The organism is Streptomyces sp. NPDC054863, from assembly GCF_053610825.1.
This window is the reverse complement of the sequence record NZ_JBSGZD010000202.1, coordinates 1-14,467: the sequence shown is the minus strand read 5'-3', so window position 1 is coordinate 14,467 and position 14,467 is coordinate 1. Positions and strand designations below refer to the sequence as shown.

The 14,467-nt window shown below is 70.1% G+C and carries 15 protein-coding genes and 1 tRNA gene; 12 read left to right on the top strand and 4 right to left on the bottom strand.

Going from position 1 to position 14,467, the window contains the following annotated elements; genetic code table 11:
- The first annotated feature begins 145 nt into the window (after window positions 1-145).
- The 3 genes from ACWGIG_RS27690 (at window position 146) to ACWGIG_RS27680 (ending at window position 3,754) form a co-directional block, all read left to right on the top strand.
- Window positions 146-280, top strand: a complete 135-nt coding sequence (locus tag ACWGIG_RS27690) for a DLW-39 family protein (protein ID WP_003958712.1) — start codon at window positions 146-148, stop codon at window positions 278-280.
- 166 nt (window positions 281-446) lie between these two features.
- Complete coding sequence (locus ACWGIG_RS27685) at window positions 447-2,378, top strand: vWA domain-containing protein (RefSeq protein ID WP_453324398.1); 1,932 nt, start codon at window positions 447-449, stop codon at window positions 2,376-2,378.
- Window positions 2,378-3,754, top strand: coding sequence for a hypothetical protein (locus ACWGIG_RS27680; protein WP_453324397.1), 1,377 nt, complete (start codon window positions 2,378-2,380; stop codon window positions 3,752-3,754). The genes ACWGIG_RS27685 and ACWGIG_RS27680 overlap by 1 nt, the downstream gene beginning before the upstream one ends.
- Before the next feature lie 112 nt (window positions 3,755-3,866).
- Here the strand turns inward: ACWGIG_RS27680 and ACWGIG_RS27675 are convergent, their stop codons facing one another.
- Both ACWGIG_RS27675 and ACWGIG_RS27670 read right to left on the bottom strand, forming a co-directional pair.
- A complete protein-coding gene (locus tag ACWGIG_RS27675) occupies window positions 3,867-5,474 on the bottom strand; it encodes a serine/threonine-protein kinase (protein WP_453324396.1) in 1,608 nt (535 codons plus the stop codon).
- Window positions 5,475-5,534: 60 nt separating this feature from the next.
- Window positions 5,535-6,083 (bottom strand): DNA-binding protein, encoded by a 549-nt coding sequence (locus ACWGIG_RS27670; RefSeq protein ID WP_398414116.1) that lies wholly within the window; start codon window positions 6,081-6,083, stop codon window positions 5,535-5,537.
- Window positions 6,084-6,244: 161 nt separating this feature from the next.
- Between ACWGIG_RS27670 and ACWGIG_RS27665 the strand changes: the two genes are divergently transcribed.
- Window positions 6,245-6,317 (top strand) — tRNA-Ala (locus ACWGIG_RS27665).
- Window positions 6,318-6,393: 76 nt separating this feature from the next.
- Here the strand turns inward: ACWGIG_RS27665 and ACWGIG_RS27660 are convergent.
- Complete coding sequence (locus ACWGIG_RS27660) at window positions 6,394-7,104, bottom strand: DUF5324 family protein (RefSeq protein ID WP_453324395.1); 711 nt, start codon at window positions 7,102-7,104, stop codon at window positions 6,394-6,396.
- Window positions 7,105-7,412: 308 nt separating this feature from the next.
- Between ACWGIG_RS27660 and ACWGIG_RS27655 the strand changes: the two genes are divergently transcribed.
- Both ACWGIG_RS27655 and ACWGIG_RS27650 read left to right on the top strand, forming a co-directional pair.
- Complete coding sequence (locus ACWGIG_RS27655; RefSeq protein WP_453324394.1) at window positions 7,413-7,943, top strand: peptidylprolyl isomerase; 531 nt, start codon at window positions 7,413-7,415, stop codon at window positions 7,941-7,943.
- Between the two features lie 19 nt (window positions 7,944-7,962).
- Window positions 7,963-8,877 carry a rhomboid family intramembrane serine protease gene (locus ACWGIG_RS27650; RefSeq protein WP_453324393.1) on the top strand — a complete coding sequence of 305 codons (915 nt, stop codon included), beginning with the start codon at window positions 7,963-7,965 and terminating at the stop codon, window positions 8,875-8,877.
- Window positions 8,878-9,211: 334 nt separating this feature from the next.
- Here the strand turns inward: ACWGIG_RS27650 and crgA are convergent, their stop codons facing one another.
- Window positions 9,212-9,469, bottom strand: a complete 258-nt coding sequence (gene crgA, locus ACWGIG_RS27645; RefSeq protein ID WP_453324392.1) for a cell division protein CrgA — start codon at window positions 9,467-9,469, stop codon at window positions 9,212-9,214.
- A 319-nt stretch (window positions 9,470-9,788) separates the two neighbouring features.
- Between crgA and ACWGIG_RS27640 the strand changes: the two genes are divergently transcribed.
- From ACWGIG_RS27640 to ACWGIG_RS27615, 6 genes are all read left to right on the top strand, one after another.
- Complete coding sequence (locus ACWGIG_RS27640; protein WP_453324399.1) at window positions 9,789-10,511, top strand: DUF881 domain-containing protein; 723 nt, start codon at window positions 9,789-9,791, stop codon at window positions 10,509-10,511.
- Window positions 10,512-10,599: 88 nt separating this feature from the next.
- Window positions 10,600-11,310 carry a class E sortase gene (locus tag ACWGIG_RS27635; RefSeq protein ID WP_453324391.1) on the top strand — a complete coding sequence of 237 codons (711 nt, stop codon included), beginning with the start codon at window positions 10,600-10,602 and terminating at the stop codon, window positions 11,308-11,310.
- Between the two features lie 57 nt (window positions 11,311-11,367).
- Window positions 11,368-11,547 carry a hypothetical protein gene (locus ACWGIG_RS27630; RefSeq protein ID WP_362413033.1) on the top strand — a complete coding sequence of 60 codons (180 nt, stop codon included), beginning with the start codon at window positions 11,368-11,370 and terminating at the stop codon, window positions 11,545-11,547.
- On the top strand, window positions 11,544-12,188 hold the full coding sequence (locus ACWGIG_RS27625) for an aminodeoxychorismate/anthranilate synthase component II (protein ID WP_453324390.1): 645 nt from the start codon (window positions 11,544-11,546) through the stop codon (window positions 12,186-12,188). Before ACWGIG_RS27630 ends, ACWGIG_RS27625 begins: the two co-directional genes overlap by 4 nt.
- Window positions 12,185-13,576, top strand: a complete 1,392-nt coding sequence (locus ACWGIG_RS27620; protein ID WP_453324389.1) for a class E sortase — start codon at window positions 12,185-12,187, stop codon at window positions 13,574-13,576. Before ACWGIG_RS27625 ends, ACWGIG_RS27620 begins: the two co-directional genes overlap by 4 nt.
- Before the next feature lie 96 nt (window positions 13,577-13,672).
- Window positions 13,673-14,410 (top strand): class E sortase, encoded by a 738-nt coding sequence (locus tag ACWGIG_RS27615; RefSeq protein ID WP_453324388.1) that lies wholly within the window; start codon window positions 13,673-13,675, stop codon window positions 14,408-14,410.
- Window positions 14,411-14,467 lie beyond the last annotated feature (57 nt).

Here is a 14,467-nt window from a genome sequence, read left to right as displayed (position 1 = left end):
GCCCGGACGAGGAAGTTCTCGTCCGGGCCAACCGCTTTTGCGCGTCCGGAAGTTGAACCCCCCGGTAGGTCACCGATCGGTATCGGCCGGTGTGTATAGTCGGCCGCCAAAGGTCTCCTACGTCATGGAAAGACGAGGTAGCGCGGTGAAGAAGCTTCTCCTGGTCGCACTGGCCGCCATTGGCGGGCTCCTCGTGTACCGCCAGATCCAGGCGGATCGCGCCGAGCAGGATCTGTGGACGGAGGCGACTGACTCCGTGCCCGCAGGTTCGGGTGTGTGAGCTCCAGTAGTCAGAGTGCAGAGCCCCGGTCGCTGATGCGGCCGGGGTTCTTTGCTGTGTAAAGGGCTGGGTGCGGGGGTTTGGTGAGGCGCCTGTTGCGGGACGGTGACGCAACTCCCTTGTGTTCGCCTGCGCAAATCTCTAGCTTGCGAGAGCAAATATAGTGATGCGAGGGGGGGCTCGGGTGAGGGTTCGGGTGGCGGCCGTTGTGGCCGGTGGGGCTTTGCTGGGGGTACTGGCGGGAGTTCCGGCCGCAGGGGCCGTCGATGTTTCACGTGAAACATCCGGCCCGGATGCCGGCCGGGGCGGCCTGGTGATCGTGCTCGACTCCTCCGGCTCGATGGCCGACGGCGACGGATCCGGGCGTACGCGGATGGAGGCGGCCCGCAGTGCGGTGTCCACCGTGGTGGACGGGCTGCCGGACGGCCATCCCACCGGCCTTCGGGTGTACGGCGCGGACCGGCCCAAGGGGTGCACCGACACCCGGCTCGTACGGCCCGTACGGAAGCTCGACCGGGAGGCGTTGAAACGCGCCGTGAACGGCGTACGGCCCAGGGGGGACACTCCCATCGGGTTGTCGCTCCAGAAGGCCGCACAGGACCTTCCCAGGGCTTCTGGCGGGTCGATCGGGCAGCGCACCGTGCTGTTGATCTCCGATGGCGAGGACAACTGCGGTACGCCACAGCCCTGCGAGGTCGCCAAGCAGCTCGGCCGCAGCGGTGTCGATCTGCGCATCGACGCCGTCGGCTTCCAGGTGAAGGGCGCGGCCCGCAAGCAGCTGGAGTGCCTCGCGAAGGCGGGCAACGGGCGCTACTACGACGCCCCCGACGCGGCGGCGCTGGCACGCCAGCTCCAGCGCGCCGCCCAGCTCTCCGCAGACGGCTACCGCTTCCAGGGCAAGCGGGTCGAGGGCGCGCCGGCCCGGGGCACCGCACCGGCTCTGACGCCCGGTCAGTACCTCGACACCATCGGGCCGGGCGAGACCCGCTACTACGCGGCGGACCTGGACGCCGTGTCGACCGTGAACTTCTCGGCGACGGCGGTGCCGCAGCCCGGCGCCGCCGTGGACACCTTCGACGCGCTGAAGACCCGCGTCGAGTACGACGAGAGCAGTGCCTGCGAGAACAGCACCGAGCACTTCCTCCAGAACGAGGGCGCCACACCGCTGACCTCGGCGGTCGCCCGGGTGCCCAGCCAGAGCGGCACCGCCAGCTGCGACAAGGCGGGCCGGTACTGGCTGGCCGTCGAGCGGGTGAGCAAGAAGGGCTCGGACGCGGGGCGCTGGCCGCTGGAGCTGACGTACGGCGTCGAGAAGCCGCTGCCTCCGGGAACGAAGCCCGGGGAGTCGAAGCCCGAGTACGGGGCGGGCGACGAGAAGGCGCCGCTGCCGGCCGGCGACCCGAAGGACGTGCGGGGCGGCACCGGCTTCAACGACGCCCGGCAGATCGCCGCCGGGGTGTGGCGCGACCGGATCCTGCCCTCGCAGACCCTCTGGTACAAGGTGCCGGCGGGCTGGGGACAACAAGTGCGCTACGACGTGGAGTTCGCCAACGAGCCCACGGTCGAGGGCGGCGCCGGCGTCATGTCGTACGGCATGACGCAGATCTACACGCCCGCGCGGGCGCCCGTAGGCAGCGGCAGCGGCGGCTTCGATCCGAAGACGCTCTACACGGGCAGGCCCGCGGTCGCGAGCCTGGGCACCGTGCCGGTCGCCTGGACGAACCGCTACGAGTCGCACCCCAACACCGTCCCCGTGCACGACAGGGGCAGTTTCTACATCGCGGTCTCGCTCGGTGCGAAGACCGCCGAGATCGCCGAGAACCCGCAGATCGGGGTGGTGCTGCGGGTCGCCGTCCTCGGTGACGAACGCTCAGGACCCCAGCACGACGCACCTCTGGCGAAGGGGCGGGCCGACCGTGCTCCGGGCCCGTCCGGGGAATCGGTCCCCCGGGCGGACAGCGCCGGGGCGGGCGGGGCAGGATGGTCCGGCACCGCGATCGCCGCGGTGGCGGGCGGGACGGTCGTGGTGGTCGCCGGGGCCGTGCTCCTCGCGATGCGGCGCCGCACGGCGGCGAACACGACAAGGGGTGGCTCGTGATGGGGCAGCGCAGCAGAGGCCGGGGGCTCCCGGGCTCCCGGGGCCTGGGCAGGACGCTCGCCGGGGTGGCGGCGCTGTGCGCGGTGACGGCCCTGCCGGGGCAGGCACTTGCGGCGGGCGAGCCCGCACCGTACGCCTTCGACACCGCGGCCGGACCGGTCAGGGGAGCCGCGAGCACGGCGGACGCACCGGCGCTGACCGCCGGGTCGACGTACAAGGACAGCATCGGGCCGAAGGGCAAGCTGTTCTACCGGCTCGACCTCGACGCCAAGAGCAACGCCTACGTGTCCGCGGTCGCCGTGCCCAAGAACGGTCCCAAGGTCGGGATCGGCGACGACCTCAAGGTGTCGGTCCTCGACCGCAGCAACAGCTCCTGCGACTCCGGCGACAGCGTGGGCTTCGGGTCGGCCGACTACGCCCGCCCGATCAGCACCTATGCGGCGCGGACGATCGAGGAAGGCGCCAGCAGCTGCCAGGAGGCCGGTACGTACTACGTGCTCGTCGAGCGTTCCACGGCAGCCACCTCGGCGCCGGAGGACTGGGACCTGGAGATCCGCTTCCAGTCCGAACCGGGTCTGAAGGCGGCCGGGCCGACCGCGCCACCCGAGAGCTGGCCCAGTGCCTCTCCCGCCCCGCCCTCCGGCGGGCCGCAGAAGCGCCACGGCGGGACGGGCTTCAACGACGCCACCGGGCTGAGCACCGGCGAGTGGCGCGACGAGATCAAGCCCGGCCAGTCGCTGTTCTACCGGGTTCCCGTCGACTGGGGACAGCAGATCTTCTCCGACCTCGACCTGCACAGCGCCACCGGGGCGAAGAACGGATTCGTGGGCAGCGCCGTCTCCTACGACCTGTACAACCCCGCTCGGGGGTTCGTGCAGGACGCGAGCTCGATGTCCTACGACGGGAAGCAGAAGACGGCGGCGATGGATCCGCTGCCTCCCGTGGCGTACGAGAACCGCTTCGACTCCAGCAGCGGTGACAAGGACATGCGGCTCGCGGGCTGGTACTACCTGCGGGTCACGCTGAACCCGAAGGTCGCCGCGACCTTCGGGGACAAGCCGTACGGGTTGACGCTGCGGGTCAGCGTGAAGGGCGACAAGAAGCCGGGGCCCGCCTACGCGGGGGCCGCCGGGGACTTCGGTGTCTCGGAGGACGACAGGGACGCGGCGGCCAGCGGGCAGAGCGGTCCACAGGCGGAGCGGAGCGACACGATGCAGCTCGTCGCGGCGGCCGGGATCGGCGCGGGCACCGTGCTCGTCCTGGGGCTCGGCGCGTGGACGCTGCTGGCGCGGCGCCGGGCGGGTGCGGGCGACGCCCTGCCGCAGCCCGCACCCGCTCCGCAGCAGGGGTACGGGCCGCCTCCGGCCTCCTGGTAGGAGGGGCCGGGGGAGACCTGCCGGTCCGGTCCGTACGGGCCGGGCAGCAGTGGGTCAGGTCTGGGCCAGGTGGGTCAGGTCTGGGGCGGTGGGTCGGTCTGGGCCAGGTGGGTCAGGTCTGGGTCAGGGCCCAGAAGCCCACGGCGAAGCAGATCAGTGCGAGCACCATCACCGGGACCGTCACCTTCGGGGGCGGTCCCGGCCGCTTTTGCGCGGTCGGTGCCCGGCCCGGTGCCAGGAGAGGTGTCTGCAGCGGAACAGGCGCGCTCTGCGGGGGCAGGGAGCCGTACGGAACCGGCGCAGCAGGATCGGGAACCCCGGAGCCCTGTGCGGTGTACCCACGGGTGGACGGCAACGGGTGGCCGACCGCGGCGGCCGGTGTCTGGGCGAGGTTGGGGGCCGCACCGGGGAAGGGGGGAGCCGCGTGAGCGGGCATGCCGGACGAGGGCGCCGCAGGCGCAGGAGCCGACGGGGTCGGGGACTGGGCCGGGAAGGAGTGGGGAGCGCCGGGGACCTGCTGCGGGGGCGGGGCGAGGTGGAAGCTGCCGGTCTGCGACATGGCCGCCGACTGCGGGGCCGGGGCGGGAGCCGGGGCCGGGGAAGGGGCGGGAGCAGGGGTCGGAGTCGGTGCCTGGGCCGGACCGGGGTAGGGAGAATGGCCGGACGGGGCCTGGCCGTTGGGGTCCTGGGCATGGTCCAGGTGCTGGGCGTGGCTCAGGTTCTGGCCGTGGCTGGGGGCCTGGCCGGGGGTGTGGTTCTGGCCCTGGCTCTGGGCGGGGTGCTGGATGTGGCCCTGGGTGAGGGGGCCCTCCTCCTGGGTGTGCTGAGGCGGGGCGGGCGGCTGGGGGCCGGACGGGCCGAAGCCCGGCGGCAGCGGGCCGATCTGGTCGAAGACCTCGACCGGGTCCTCGTCGGGGGATGCCTCGGGGAGCATCTCGACGGCCGCGGTCAGTGCCTTGCGCGCCCCCGTGGCCGTCCGGAACCGGGCCTGCGGGTCGGGCTGGAGCATGCCCGCGACGACCTGCCACAGGGGCTCCGGCACGCCCTCCGGGGCGGTGGGAGTCCCGTGAGAGGCGAAGTGCTCGACGAGAGCTCTGGAGTCCGGCTTCTGTCCCTGGAGCAGATAGAGGGCGACCAGGCCGACCGCGAACAGGTCGGCGGGGAAGTCCGGTTCGGCGCCCAGCATCTGCTCGGGTGCGAAATAGCCGGGGGTGCCGACGACGTAGTCGGTCTCGGTCAGGCGGGGTTCGCCCTTGCGCATCGAGATGCCGAAGTCGGAGAGTCGCAGGTGCGGCCGGCCGGTGCCGGTCGCCTCCAGGAGGATGTTCGCCGGCTTGATGTCGCGGTGGACGACCCCCTCCGCGTGCACCGTGGCAAGACCGGCGAGGAGCTGGTCCAGGAGGGTGCACACGAAGCGGGGCGGGAGCGGGCCGTAGTCCCCGATGACGTGGGCGAGCGAACCACCGCTCACCAGGTCCATCGTGAACAGGACCTTGTCGTCGTCCGCCGCCCAGCTGGCAGGCGCCAGGACGTGCGGATGGTCGATGCGCAGCGCCTGCTCGCGTACGAAGCGCAGCAGGGTGTGGGCATCGCTCTGCTGAAGCACCTTGGCCGCGACGTAGCGGCGCCTCCGGTGGTCCCAGGACCGCCAGACCGCGCCCATTCCGCCGCGCCCGATCGGGTCGATCAGCTCGTACCGGCCCGCGAATATCTCACCCATTGTGCTGCGCCCGCTCCCGGTCCGCTTCGTGTCGCCGCCCGTGTCCCTGCCGGCGGCCGGTCAGCTCTGATGTGCCTCGTAGTGCGCGACAGCCTCCGCGGTGCGCCCGGCGCCGTACACCCGGAGGAACTCTGCCAGTTCCGGGTGGTCCGCGGCGAGGGAGTCCGCGGCGTGGATGATGTCCCCGGCCCCCGCCACCGAGCGCAGCAGCGACTGGATTTCGCGCACCACGCGCCGTACCGTCGGCGCGCCCGAGCTTGCCGTCGTCTGGCTGGTGGCGTTCAGGACGGATCCGCCCTGGGACTTCTTGATCTCCTCCATGCGGTCGGTCGCCTCCCCCGCGCTGACGCTTCCGTCGGCCACCTGGCCGGCCAGATCCTGCAGTGCCTGGACACGCTGGACCACGGCCGGGTTGCCGATCTTGGCGCGCTGGCCGCTCATCAGCTGGGACAACATGGGCGCGGACAGGCCCAGTACGGCGGCGAGCCGGGCCTGGTTGAGCCCCAGATCGTCGATGAGCCGACGGAAGAGCGCCCCCAACGGCTCCCCGTACCAACTGCGCTGAAGCTCTCTGGCTCTTGCCGCGGCTTCTTGTTGTGCTGCGTCCATCTGCGTCTCCCCTTCGCTGCTGCGAACCTCGCGGAGCATCTTACGGAGAGTGGTCGCGGACGGGGAGCCCCAATCTGTTTGCGGAATTGTGGGGGTCACCCGCTACTCTGGTGTGCGTCGGTGTCCGAGCGCTGTTCCGCTCGGTTCCGGACACCCTTTTCGGGGCCTTAGCTCAGTTGGTAGAGCGCTGCCTTTGCAAGGCAGATGTCAGGAGTTCGAATCTCCTAGGCTCCACAGCAAAAGACCCCCTGACCTGCTTCTTCGCAGGCCAGGGGGTCTTCTTTTGGGTGCATGGGCGCCCGGTGGCCGCTCAGCGGTCCTTCGGGTCCGCCGCCTCGGCCTCGGCCTGCTTGGCCTGGACCTCGGGGTCGAGGATGTCCTGGTCGCTGCCGTCGACCGAGGTCAGCGGTGCGCGGTCGTGGACCTCCGTGGCGGCCGGGGGTTCGACCAGCCAGTCCGGGTTGGCCTGCTTGTCCCACCACTTCCAGGCGGCGAACGCACCGCCCGCCAGCAGGCCCAGCACCGTCAGGCGCTTGGCGAGACGCCCCGAACGGGCCCGGCGCTCGTGCTTGCGCACCAGCTTCTGGACCTCCTTCGGGGAGACCTGGCCGCGCAGTGCGGCCAGCGCGGCCGCGCTGCGGGCCGCTGCCTCGTCCCGTACCGGCTGAGCTGCCGCCACCGCGTGCTCGACGCGCGGAACGGTGTAGTCCGCGGCCTGCCGGGCGGCCCTCCTCGTCGCGAATGCGGCCTTGTGGGCCGCCTCGTCCACCCGGGCCGGGACATGGGTGCGCGCCTGCTCGATATGAGGCGCGACATGTGCCTCGTACTGGGCGCGGGCCTGTTCGGCCGCTTGATGGGTGGCATGCGAAACCCGGGGTGCGAGCCGGGTCCGGGCTTCGTGCGCGTAATGCACGGCCGTTTCCTTGGCCGTGCCCGCGTAGGGCGCCACCACTTCGGCGGCGTGTCGCACGCTGTCCTTCGCCGTACCGGTCGCGCTGCGCACGCTGTCCTTACGGGTCACGGAAATCCTCCTCCTCGGTGGCGCTTCGTCGATGCGCCTTTCCACCCAAACCGAAATCATGCCCGTCACAGGTATGTGCGGCATGTGTGGACGGGCATCCGGGTCATGAACGAAGATCATGGGGCAAATACGGTGCAAGGGGAACTGCGGACGACAATGCCACGCTTCGCCGTCGATCGCCCCGGTTCCGTACGGACTCGTCCGAAGAAAGCCGGTCGCCGGGCAGGTCGGCCGGGCCCCCGTGCGAGGATCGGCGCAGGCTCGCCGGACCACTCGGCAGGCGCCAGGACCCAGCGGAAGGCAGACCCGTGGCCGAGCAGCTTTACGCCACCCTCAGGACCAGCCGGGGCGACATCGAGATCCGGCTGCTGCCGAACCACGCTCCCAGGACGGTCCGCAACTTCGTCGAGCTCGCCCGGGGCGAGCGCGAGTGGACCAATCCGGAGACCGGGGAGAGGACCACCGACAAGCTGTACGACGGCACGGTCTTCCACCGGGTGATCAGCGGGTTCATGATCCAGGGCGGCGACCCGCTCGGGAACGGAATGGGTGGCCCCGGGTACGAGTTCGCCGACGAGTTCCACCCCGAACTCAGTTTCAACAAGCCGTACCTGCTGGCGATGGCCAATGCCGGGCCCGGCGGCACCAACGGCTCGCAGTTCTTCATCACCGTGGAGCCGACCGTGATGCTCAACCGCAAGCACACGATCTTCGGCGAGGTCGCCGACGAGGCCAGCAAGAAGGTCGTCGACGCCATCGCCCGCGCCGAACGCCACCCGCGCACCGAGCGCCCCGTCGAGGACATCGTTCTGGAGACAGTCGTCGTCCAGACGCGCTGACATCGTGACAATGGACGGCATGGACCAGCCGCCGAAGAGCCCGGACCCACAGCCCGCCGACGCAGACGGATCGATTCCGCACTGCTACAGGCACACCGACCGGGAGACCGGAATCCGGTGCACCCGGTGCGAGAAGCCGATCTGTACCGACTGCATGATCGACGCGTCCGTCGGCTTCCAGTGCCCCGACTGCGTACGGAACGGGTCGGGCACCGGGCACGCACCCACCGCCAACCAGCCGCGGAACATCGCGGGCACCGCCGTCAGCAGCGGCGATTCCCGGCTCGTCACCAAGATTTTGGTCGGGCTGAACCTGGCGGTCTTCGCCCTTGTGTACATCCCCGGCACGGGCGAGCGGATCGTCAGTGACTTCTACCTGCTCGGAGCATGGCCGGCGCCACCGACCTTCGTCTTCGACGGTGTCGCCGCAGGCGAGTGGTACCGGCTGTTCACCTCGATGTTCCTGCACCAGGAGATCTGGCACATCGCCTTCAACATGCTGGGGCTCTGGTGGCTCGGCGGCCCGCTGGAGGCGGCGCTCGGACGGGCCAGGTTCATCGGCCTGTACGTACTGTCCGGGCTCGCGGGCAGTGCGCTGACGTACGCGGTCGCCGCGCCGAACCAGCCCTCGCTCGGCGCCTCCGGGGCGATCTTCGGGCTGCTCGGCGCCACCGCCGTCCTGATGAAGCGCATGAACTACGACATGCGGCCCGTCATCGCCCTGCTCGTCATCAACCTGATCTTCACCTTCGGCGGCAGCAACATCGCCTGGGAGGCGCACATCGGCGGCCTCGTCGGGGGTGTGCTGATCACGCTCGGACTGATCGGGGCGCCGCGGGACAAGCGCAACCTCGTGCAGTACGGGACCTTCGGGCTGGTCTTCGTCCTGGTCCTGGTGACGGTGCTGGTCAGGACGGCCGCGCTCACCGTGTGAGGGGACGCCGGGACGGACCTCGGTCCCGGCCTGGTTCCCGCCCTCCCGGCCCCACCCTTCCGGTCCGTGACCCCGGTCTTCGTACGTTGTCCACAGCGCGTGGCGAAAGCTGTGCATTCTGTGGGGAGACGGGGGAACAACTGAGCCCCTTGTCGCTGAGCTGGGTTTTTCCAGCCAGGACAAGGGGCGACAGTGAGGTGCAGGGTGAGGATGCGATCACACTGGCGTCAACAGCGTGAGAGTTATCCACAGATCGTCGTAACTTTTCCTCAGGTGTGGATAACGCTGTGGACAGTTCTGGGCAGTGCTTGCGGGGCGGGCCCCGGAAGTGCCTCTACTTCCACTGGGTGGAGACGCCGAAGCCGGCGGCGATGAAGCCGAAGCCGACCACGATGTTCCAGTTCTCCAAGCTCTTGATCGGCAGATCGCCCTCGGTCACGTAGAACAGCACGATCCAGGCGAGACCGATGAGGAACAGCGCCAGCATCACCGGCGCCACCCAGCTGCGGCTCGTCAGCTTGATCGCGGTTGCCTGCTTCGTGGCGGTCGGAGGCGTGAAATCAGCCTTCTTGCGGATACGTGACTTCGGCACGAGGGACTCTCCTGTCGATGCGCTGCGTTACCGCGCAGGGAACTGTGGCGTGACGCCAAGGGGCAAGGCGGGCGCCGTCAGGGGAAACACCGCCTCCCCCGGGCGTCCGTTAGCGTAGTGCTTCCGCGGCGTCGAAGGAGATAAGGGTATGAGCAATTCTGCCGACTCCCCGGACGAGTCCACGGAACGGTCTGGGGAACGGCCCGCGGATCGGCTCGCAGAACCGTCCCCGGGCCAGTCCCCGGAACAGCTCTCGGACCACTCCTCGGACCGGTCCACCGACCAGTCCCCGGACCGGTCTGCCGTACGGCGTCCCGCGCTGCGCCCCGTGCGCCTGCTCACCGCAGCCGTCTTCGCCCTCGCCGGGCTCATCTTCGTCACGAGCTTCAACACCGCCAAGGGCACCAACATCCGCACCGACGACTCGCTGCTGAAGCTCTCCGACCTCACCCGGCAGCGCAGCGAGAAGAACAAGGCGCTGGAGAAGTCCACCGGCGCCGTCCGCAGCGACGTCGACGCCCTCGCCCGGCGCGACGACGGCAGCACCGAGGCGGAGGACGCCAGGCTCGGTGCGCTGGAGAAGGCCGCCGGAGCCAAGAAGCTCGCGGGCCAGGCCCTCACGGTCACCCTCAACGACGCCCCGCCCGGCGCCACCGCCAACCCCGGCTACCCGAAACCGAACCCCAACGACCTGGTCATCCACCAGCAGGACCTCCAGGCCGTCGTCAACGCCCTCTGGCAGGGCGGCGCCCAGGGCATCCAGATCATGGACCAGCGCCTCATCTCCACCAGCGCCGTCCGCTGCGTCGGCAACACCCTGATCCTCCAGGGCCGCGTCTACTCGCCGCCGTACACCGTCACCGCGGTCGGCGACCGCGGCAGCCTCAAGAGGGCGCTGACCGCCTCCCCCGCGCTGCAGAACTACCAGCTGTACGTGAAGGCGTACGGGCTCGGCTGGAAAGTCGAGGAGCACGAGGCGATGACTCTGCCCGGCTACTCGGGCACAGTGGATCTCCACTACGCGAAGCCCGTACAGCAGTAGCAGCCGCGGCTGCCGCAGCAGTCGCCGCAGCACTCACGCGTGACAGTCACGGGCGACAGTCACGCGCGGCGGGAGGGGGGACCACACCGTGTCCGCGTCCGTTTCCTTACGACTGGCCGTCAGAACCTTCAGCGAGCTCTGCATCACTGTCGGCGCCGTCGTCGTCCTGTTCGTCGTGTACGTGCTCTTCTGGACCGGCGTGCAGGCCGCCGGTGCGTCCGACGGGCAGATCGACGCCCTCCAGGACGAGTGGTCGCACCGGCCGGCCGCCACCGCCACCCCCACGGGGTCCGCCGCCGTACCTGCGCCGCCCGCCCCGCCCTCGTACCGTGAGGGAAAGCCCTTCGCCGTCATGTACGTGCCCCGGTTCGGAAAGAAGTGGGACTGGCCCGTCCTGGAGGGCACCGGCACCGGAACGCTGAAGAAGGGCCTCGGCCACTATGCGGGCACGGCGCGGCTCGGCGAGACGGGAAACTTCTCCGTCGCGGGACACCGCAGGACCTACGGCGACCCCTTCAAGGACTTTCCCGAACTGCGGCCGGGAGACGCGGTGGTGCTCAGCGACGGCGCGACCTGGTTCACGTACCGCATCGACAAGCTGCCGTACCTGACCGTGCCGAGCGACGTCGGGGTCGTGGACCCGGTGCCGCGGAAGGCCGGGTTCGACGGGCCCGGGCGCTATCTCACCCTCACCACCTGCGACCCCGAGTGGGGCAGCAGCCACCGGCTGGTCGCGTGGGCACATCTTGATGCGACGCAGCCCGTCGGCAAGGGCAGGCCCGCGGCTTTGACCGGCTGACCCCAGCTGCTTGCCGCCGCCCTTTAGTCTGGGTCACGACGACACGGAAGGGGCAGCATGTACGGCTGGATCTGGCGGCATCTGCCGGGCAACGCATGGGTGCGGGCGTTCATCTCGCTCGTTCTGATCCTCGCGGTGGTGTACGTGCTCTTCCAGTACGTCTTCCCGTGGGCGGAGCCCCTGCTGCCGTTCGGTGAAGTGACGGTCGACGGTACGAACGGGACGGACGGCTCATGAGCGCGCGCATTCTGGTCGTCGACAACTACGACAGCTTCGTCTTCAACCTCGTCCAGTACCTGTACCAACTGGGCGCCGAGTGCGAGGTGCTCCGCAACGACGAGGTCGGGCTGGGGCACGCCCAGGACGGCTTCGACGGCGTGCTGCTGTCCCCGGGACCCGGTGCGCCGGAACAGGCCGGCGTCTGCGTCGACATGGTCAGACACTGCGCGGACAACGGCATTCCGGTCTTCGGGGTCTGTCTGGGCATGCAGTCGATGGCGGTGGCGTACGGAGGCGTGGTCGGCCGGGCCCCGGAGCTGCTGCACGGCAAGACGTCGCCGGTGCTGCACGAGGGCGCCGGGGTGTTCGCCGGGCTGCCGTCGCCCTTCACGGCGACCCGCTACCACTCGCTCGCGGCCGAGCCGGAGTCCGTCCCCGCCGAGCTGGAGGTGACCGCGCGGACCGCCGACGGGATCGTGATGGGGCTGCGGCACCGTGATCTTCCGGTCGAGGGCGTGCAGTTCCACCCGGAGTCGGTGCTCACCGAATGGGGGCACCTGATGCTGGCCAACTGGCTCGTGCAGTGCGGCGACACCCAGGCAGTGGGACGGTCGGTGGGGTTGGCTCCGGTGGTGGGTGCAGGTAAGGCCGGCGCGTGACGGCGCTCCGCCCCGAACACGATGCCGCCGGGTACGAAGCGCCCCACGAGTACGAGTACGACCCGCAGCAGCAGGCGTACGGGGCGCGGCAGTACGGCGGACAGGGTGATTTCGGGGCGGACGGCCTCGGTGCGGCGGTGGACCGGCTCGCGGACCCGCTGAACGACCCGCTGCCGGGGCAGGAGCAGGCGGGCTGGACCCCGGAGCCATATGGGGCGTACGAGCCGTACGCGGGGCAGCAGGGGGCCGTACAGCCGCCCCCCTACCAGGAGCAGCAGTACCAGCAGGCGCAGTATCCGTACCCCCAGCCCGAGGAGTGGTACGACCCGGAGGGGTACCGACGCGACTGGTACGGGCCGCAGCAGACCGAGGCGCCTCAGCAGGCCTACGTATCCGAGCCGCAGGGTTACGTACCGCCGGAGCCGCAGACGTTCGTACGGCCCGAGCCGCAGACCTACGTGCAGCCGGAGCCGCAGAGCTACGTATACGAACAGCCCGCGAACGACGAGACGTTCGCGCTGTCGACGATCTCGCCGCCGCGCCGACGCCGAATAGTCGATGCCGACACCGACACCGGGGCCTCGACAGAGCCCGGCCCCCGCTCCGGGACCTCCACCGAGCCCGGCCCCCGCTCCGGAACCGGCCCCGAGCCCGGTGGTCGTGCCGGGCGCCGTCGGGGGGCCAGGGCCGGTGCGCCGGTGCGGACGGACGGTGCGGGGGTGGTCGTCAGCCGGTTCGTCGGGGAACTGTTCATCACCTTCGGCGTGGTGATGCTGCTGTTCGTGACGTACCAGCTGTGGTGGACCAACGTCCGGGCCGGGATGCAGGCCGACGGGGCCAGACACAGCCTCCAGGACGGCTGGGCGAAGGACGGTGCGAAGCCGAAGGCGGCCGGGGCGTTCGAGCCGGGCCAGGGTTTCGCGATCATGCACATCCCGAAGCTGGACGTGAAGGTTCCGGTGGCCGAGGGCATCGACAAGCACAAGGTGCTGGACCGGGGCATGGTCGGTCACTACGCGGACGGCAAGCTGAAGACGGCGATGCCGGCCGACAAGCAGGGGAACTTCGCCGTGGCGGGGCACCGCAACACCCACGGCGAGCCCTTCCGCTACGTCAACCGGCTGGTGAAGGGCGACAAGATCGTCGTCGAGACGCAGGACGCGTTCTACACGTACGAGATGACGTCGATGCTGCCGCAGACGTCTCCGGCAAATGTCTCGGTCATCAGGCCTGTGCCGCCCGGGTCCGGTTTCACCAAGGCCGGGCGGTACCTCACCCTGACGACGTGCACCCCTGAATTCACCAGCACGTACCGGCTGATTGTCTGGGGCAAGATGGTCGACGAGCGGCCCCGGAGCAAGGGAATGCCGGCGGCGCTCGACGGCTGAGAGCGGTCGGCAGAGCAGCCGAGAGCGGCTGAGGACGGTTCGGCGACCGGCGGAGACCGGTACGGGCCGGCGACCAGGACATGAGGGACGGGTGCGGTGGCAGCGAGGACCGAGCAGGACGAGCGGGCGGAAGGGGATTTGGCGCCGCCGCGTCGGGTCTCGCGTGCGCGGGGGCGGATCGCGGGCGCGATCAGCGTCTTCGGTGAACTGCTGATCACCGCGGGGCTGCTCCTCGGCCTCTTCGTGGCGTACTCGCTGTGGTGGACGAACGTGCTGGCCGACCGCGAGGCGGGCAAGCAGGGCGACGACGTGCGGCACCAGTGGGAGAGCACTGCGCCCGGCGCCCTCGACACCAAGGACGGCATCGGCTTCCTGCACGTGCCCGCGATGAAGAACGGTGAGGTGCTCGTCAGGAAGGGCACCGACAGCAAGGGGCTCAACGCGGGGGTCGCGGGTTACTACACGGACCCGGTGAAGTCCGCCTTCCCGTGGGACAAGCAGGGCAACTTCTCGCTGGCCGCGCACCGGGACGGACACGGGGCGAAGTTCCACAACATCGACAAGCTGAAGAACGGCGACTCGATCGTCTTCGAGACGAAGGACAACTGGTACGTCTACAAGGTGTACGCGGCCCTGCCGGAGACGTCGAAGTTCAACGTGAAGGTGCTGGATCCGGTTCCGAAGGAGTCGGGCAGGACAGGGCCCGGCCGCTACATCACGCTGACGACGTGCACACCGGTCTACACGTCGAGGTACCGCTATGTGGTGTGGGGCGAGCTGGAGCGCACGGAGAAGGTGGACGCGAAGCGGACGCCGCCGGCGGAGCTGGGGTAGCAGCTCGCGGGCTTCGCACCGTTTCACGTGGCACGACGAAGGGCCCCCGGCACGTGG

Excerpts from the sequence above, each read along its gene's own strand:
- ACWGIG_RS27650 (WP_453324393.1), top strand. The coding sequence starts at position 7,963 with ATGGACCAGCCGCCGAAGAGCCCGGACCCACAGCCCGCCGACGCAGAC.
- ACWGIG_RS27670 (WP_398414116.1), bottom strand. The coding sequence starts at position 6,083 with ATGGACGCAGCACAACAAGAAGCCGCGGCAAGAGCCAGAGAGCTTCAG.
- ACWGIG_RS27680 (WP_453324397.1), top strand. The coding sequence starts at position 2,378 with ATGGGGCAGCGCAGCAGAGGCCGGGGGCTCCCGGGCTCCCGGGGCCTG.
- ACWGIG_RS27630 (WP_362413033.1), top strand. The coding sequence starts at position 11,368 with ATGTACGGCTGGATCTGGCGGCATCTGCCGGGCAACGCATGGGTGCGG.
- ACWGIG_RS27625 (WP_453324390.1), top strand. The coding sequence starts at position 11,544 with ATGAGCGCGCGCATTCTGGTCGTCGACAACTACGACAGCTTCGTCTTC.
- ACWGIG_RS27675 (WP_453324396.1), bottom strand. The coding sequence starts at position 5,474 with ATGGGTGAGATATTCGCGGGCCGGTACGAGCTGATCGACCCGATCGGG.
- ACWGIG_RS27685 (WP_453324398.1), top strand. The coding sequence starts at position 447 with ATGCGAGGGGGGGCTCGGGTGAGGGTTCGGGTGGCGGCCGTTGTGGCC.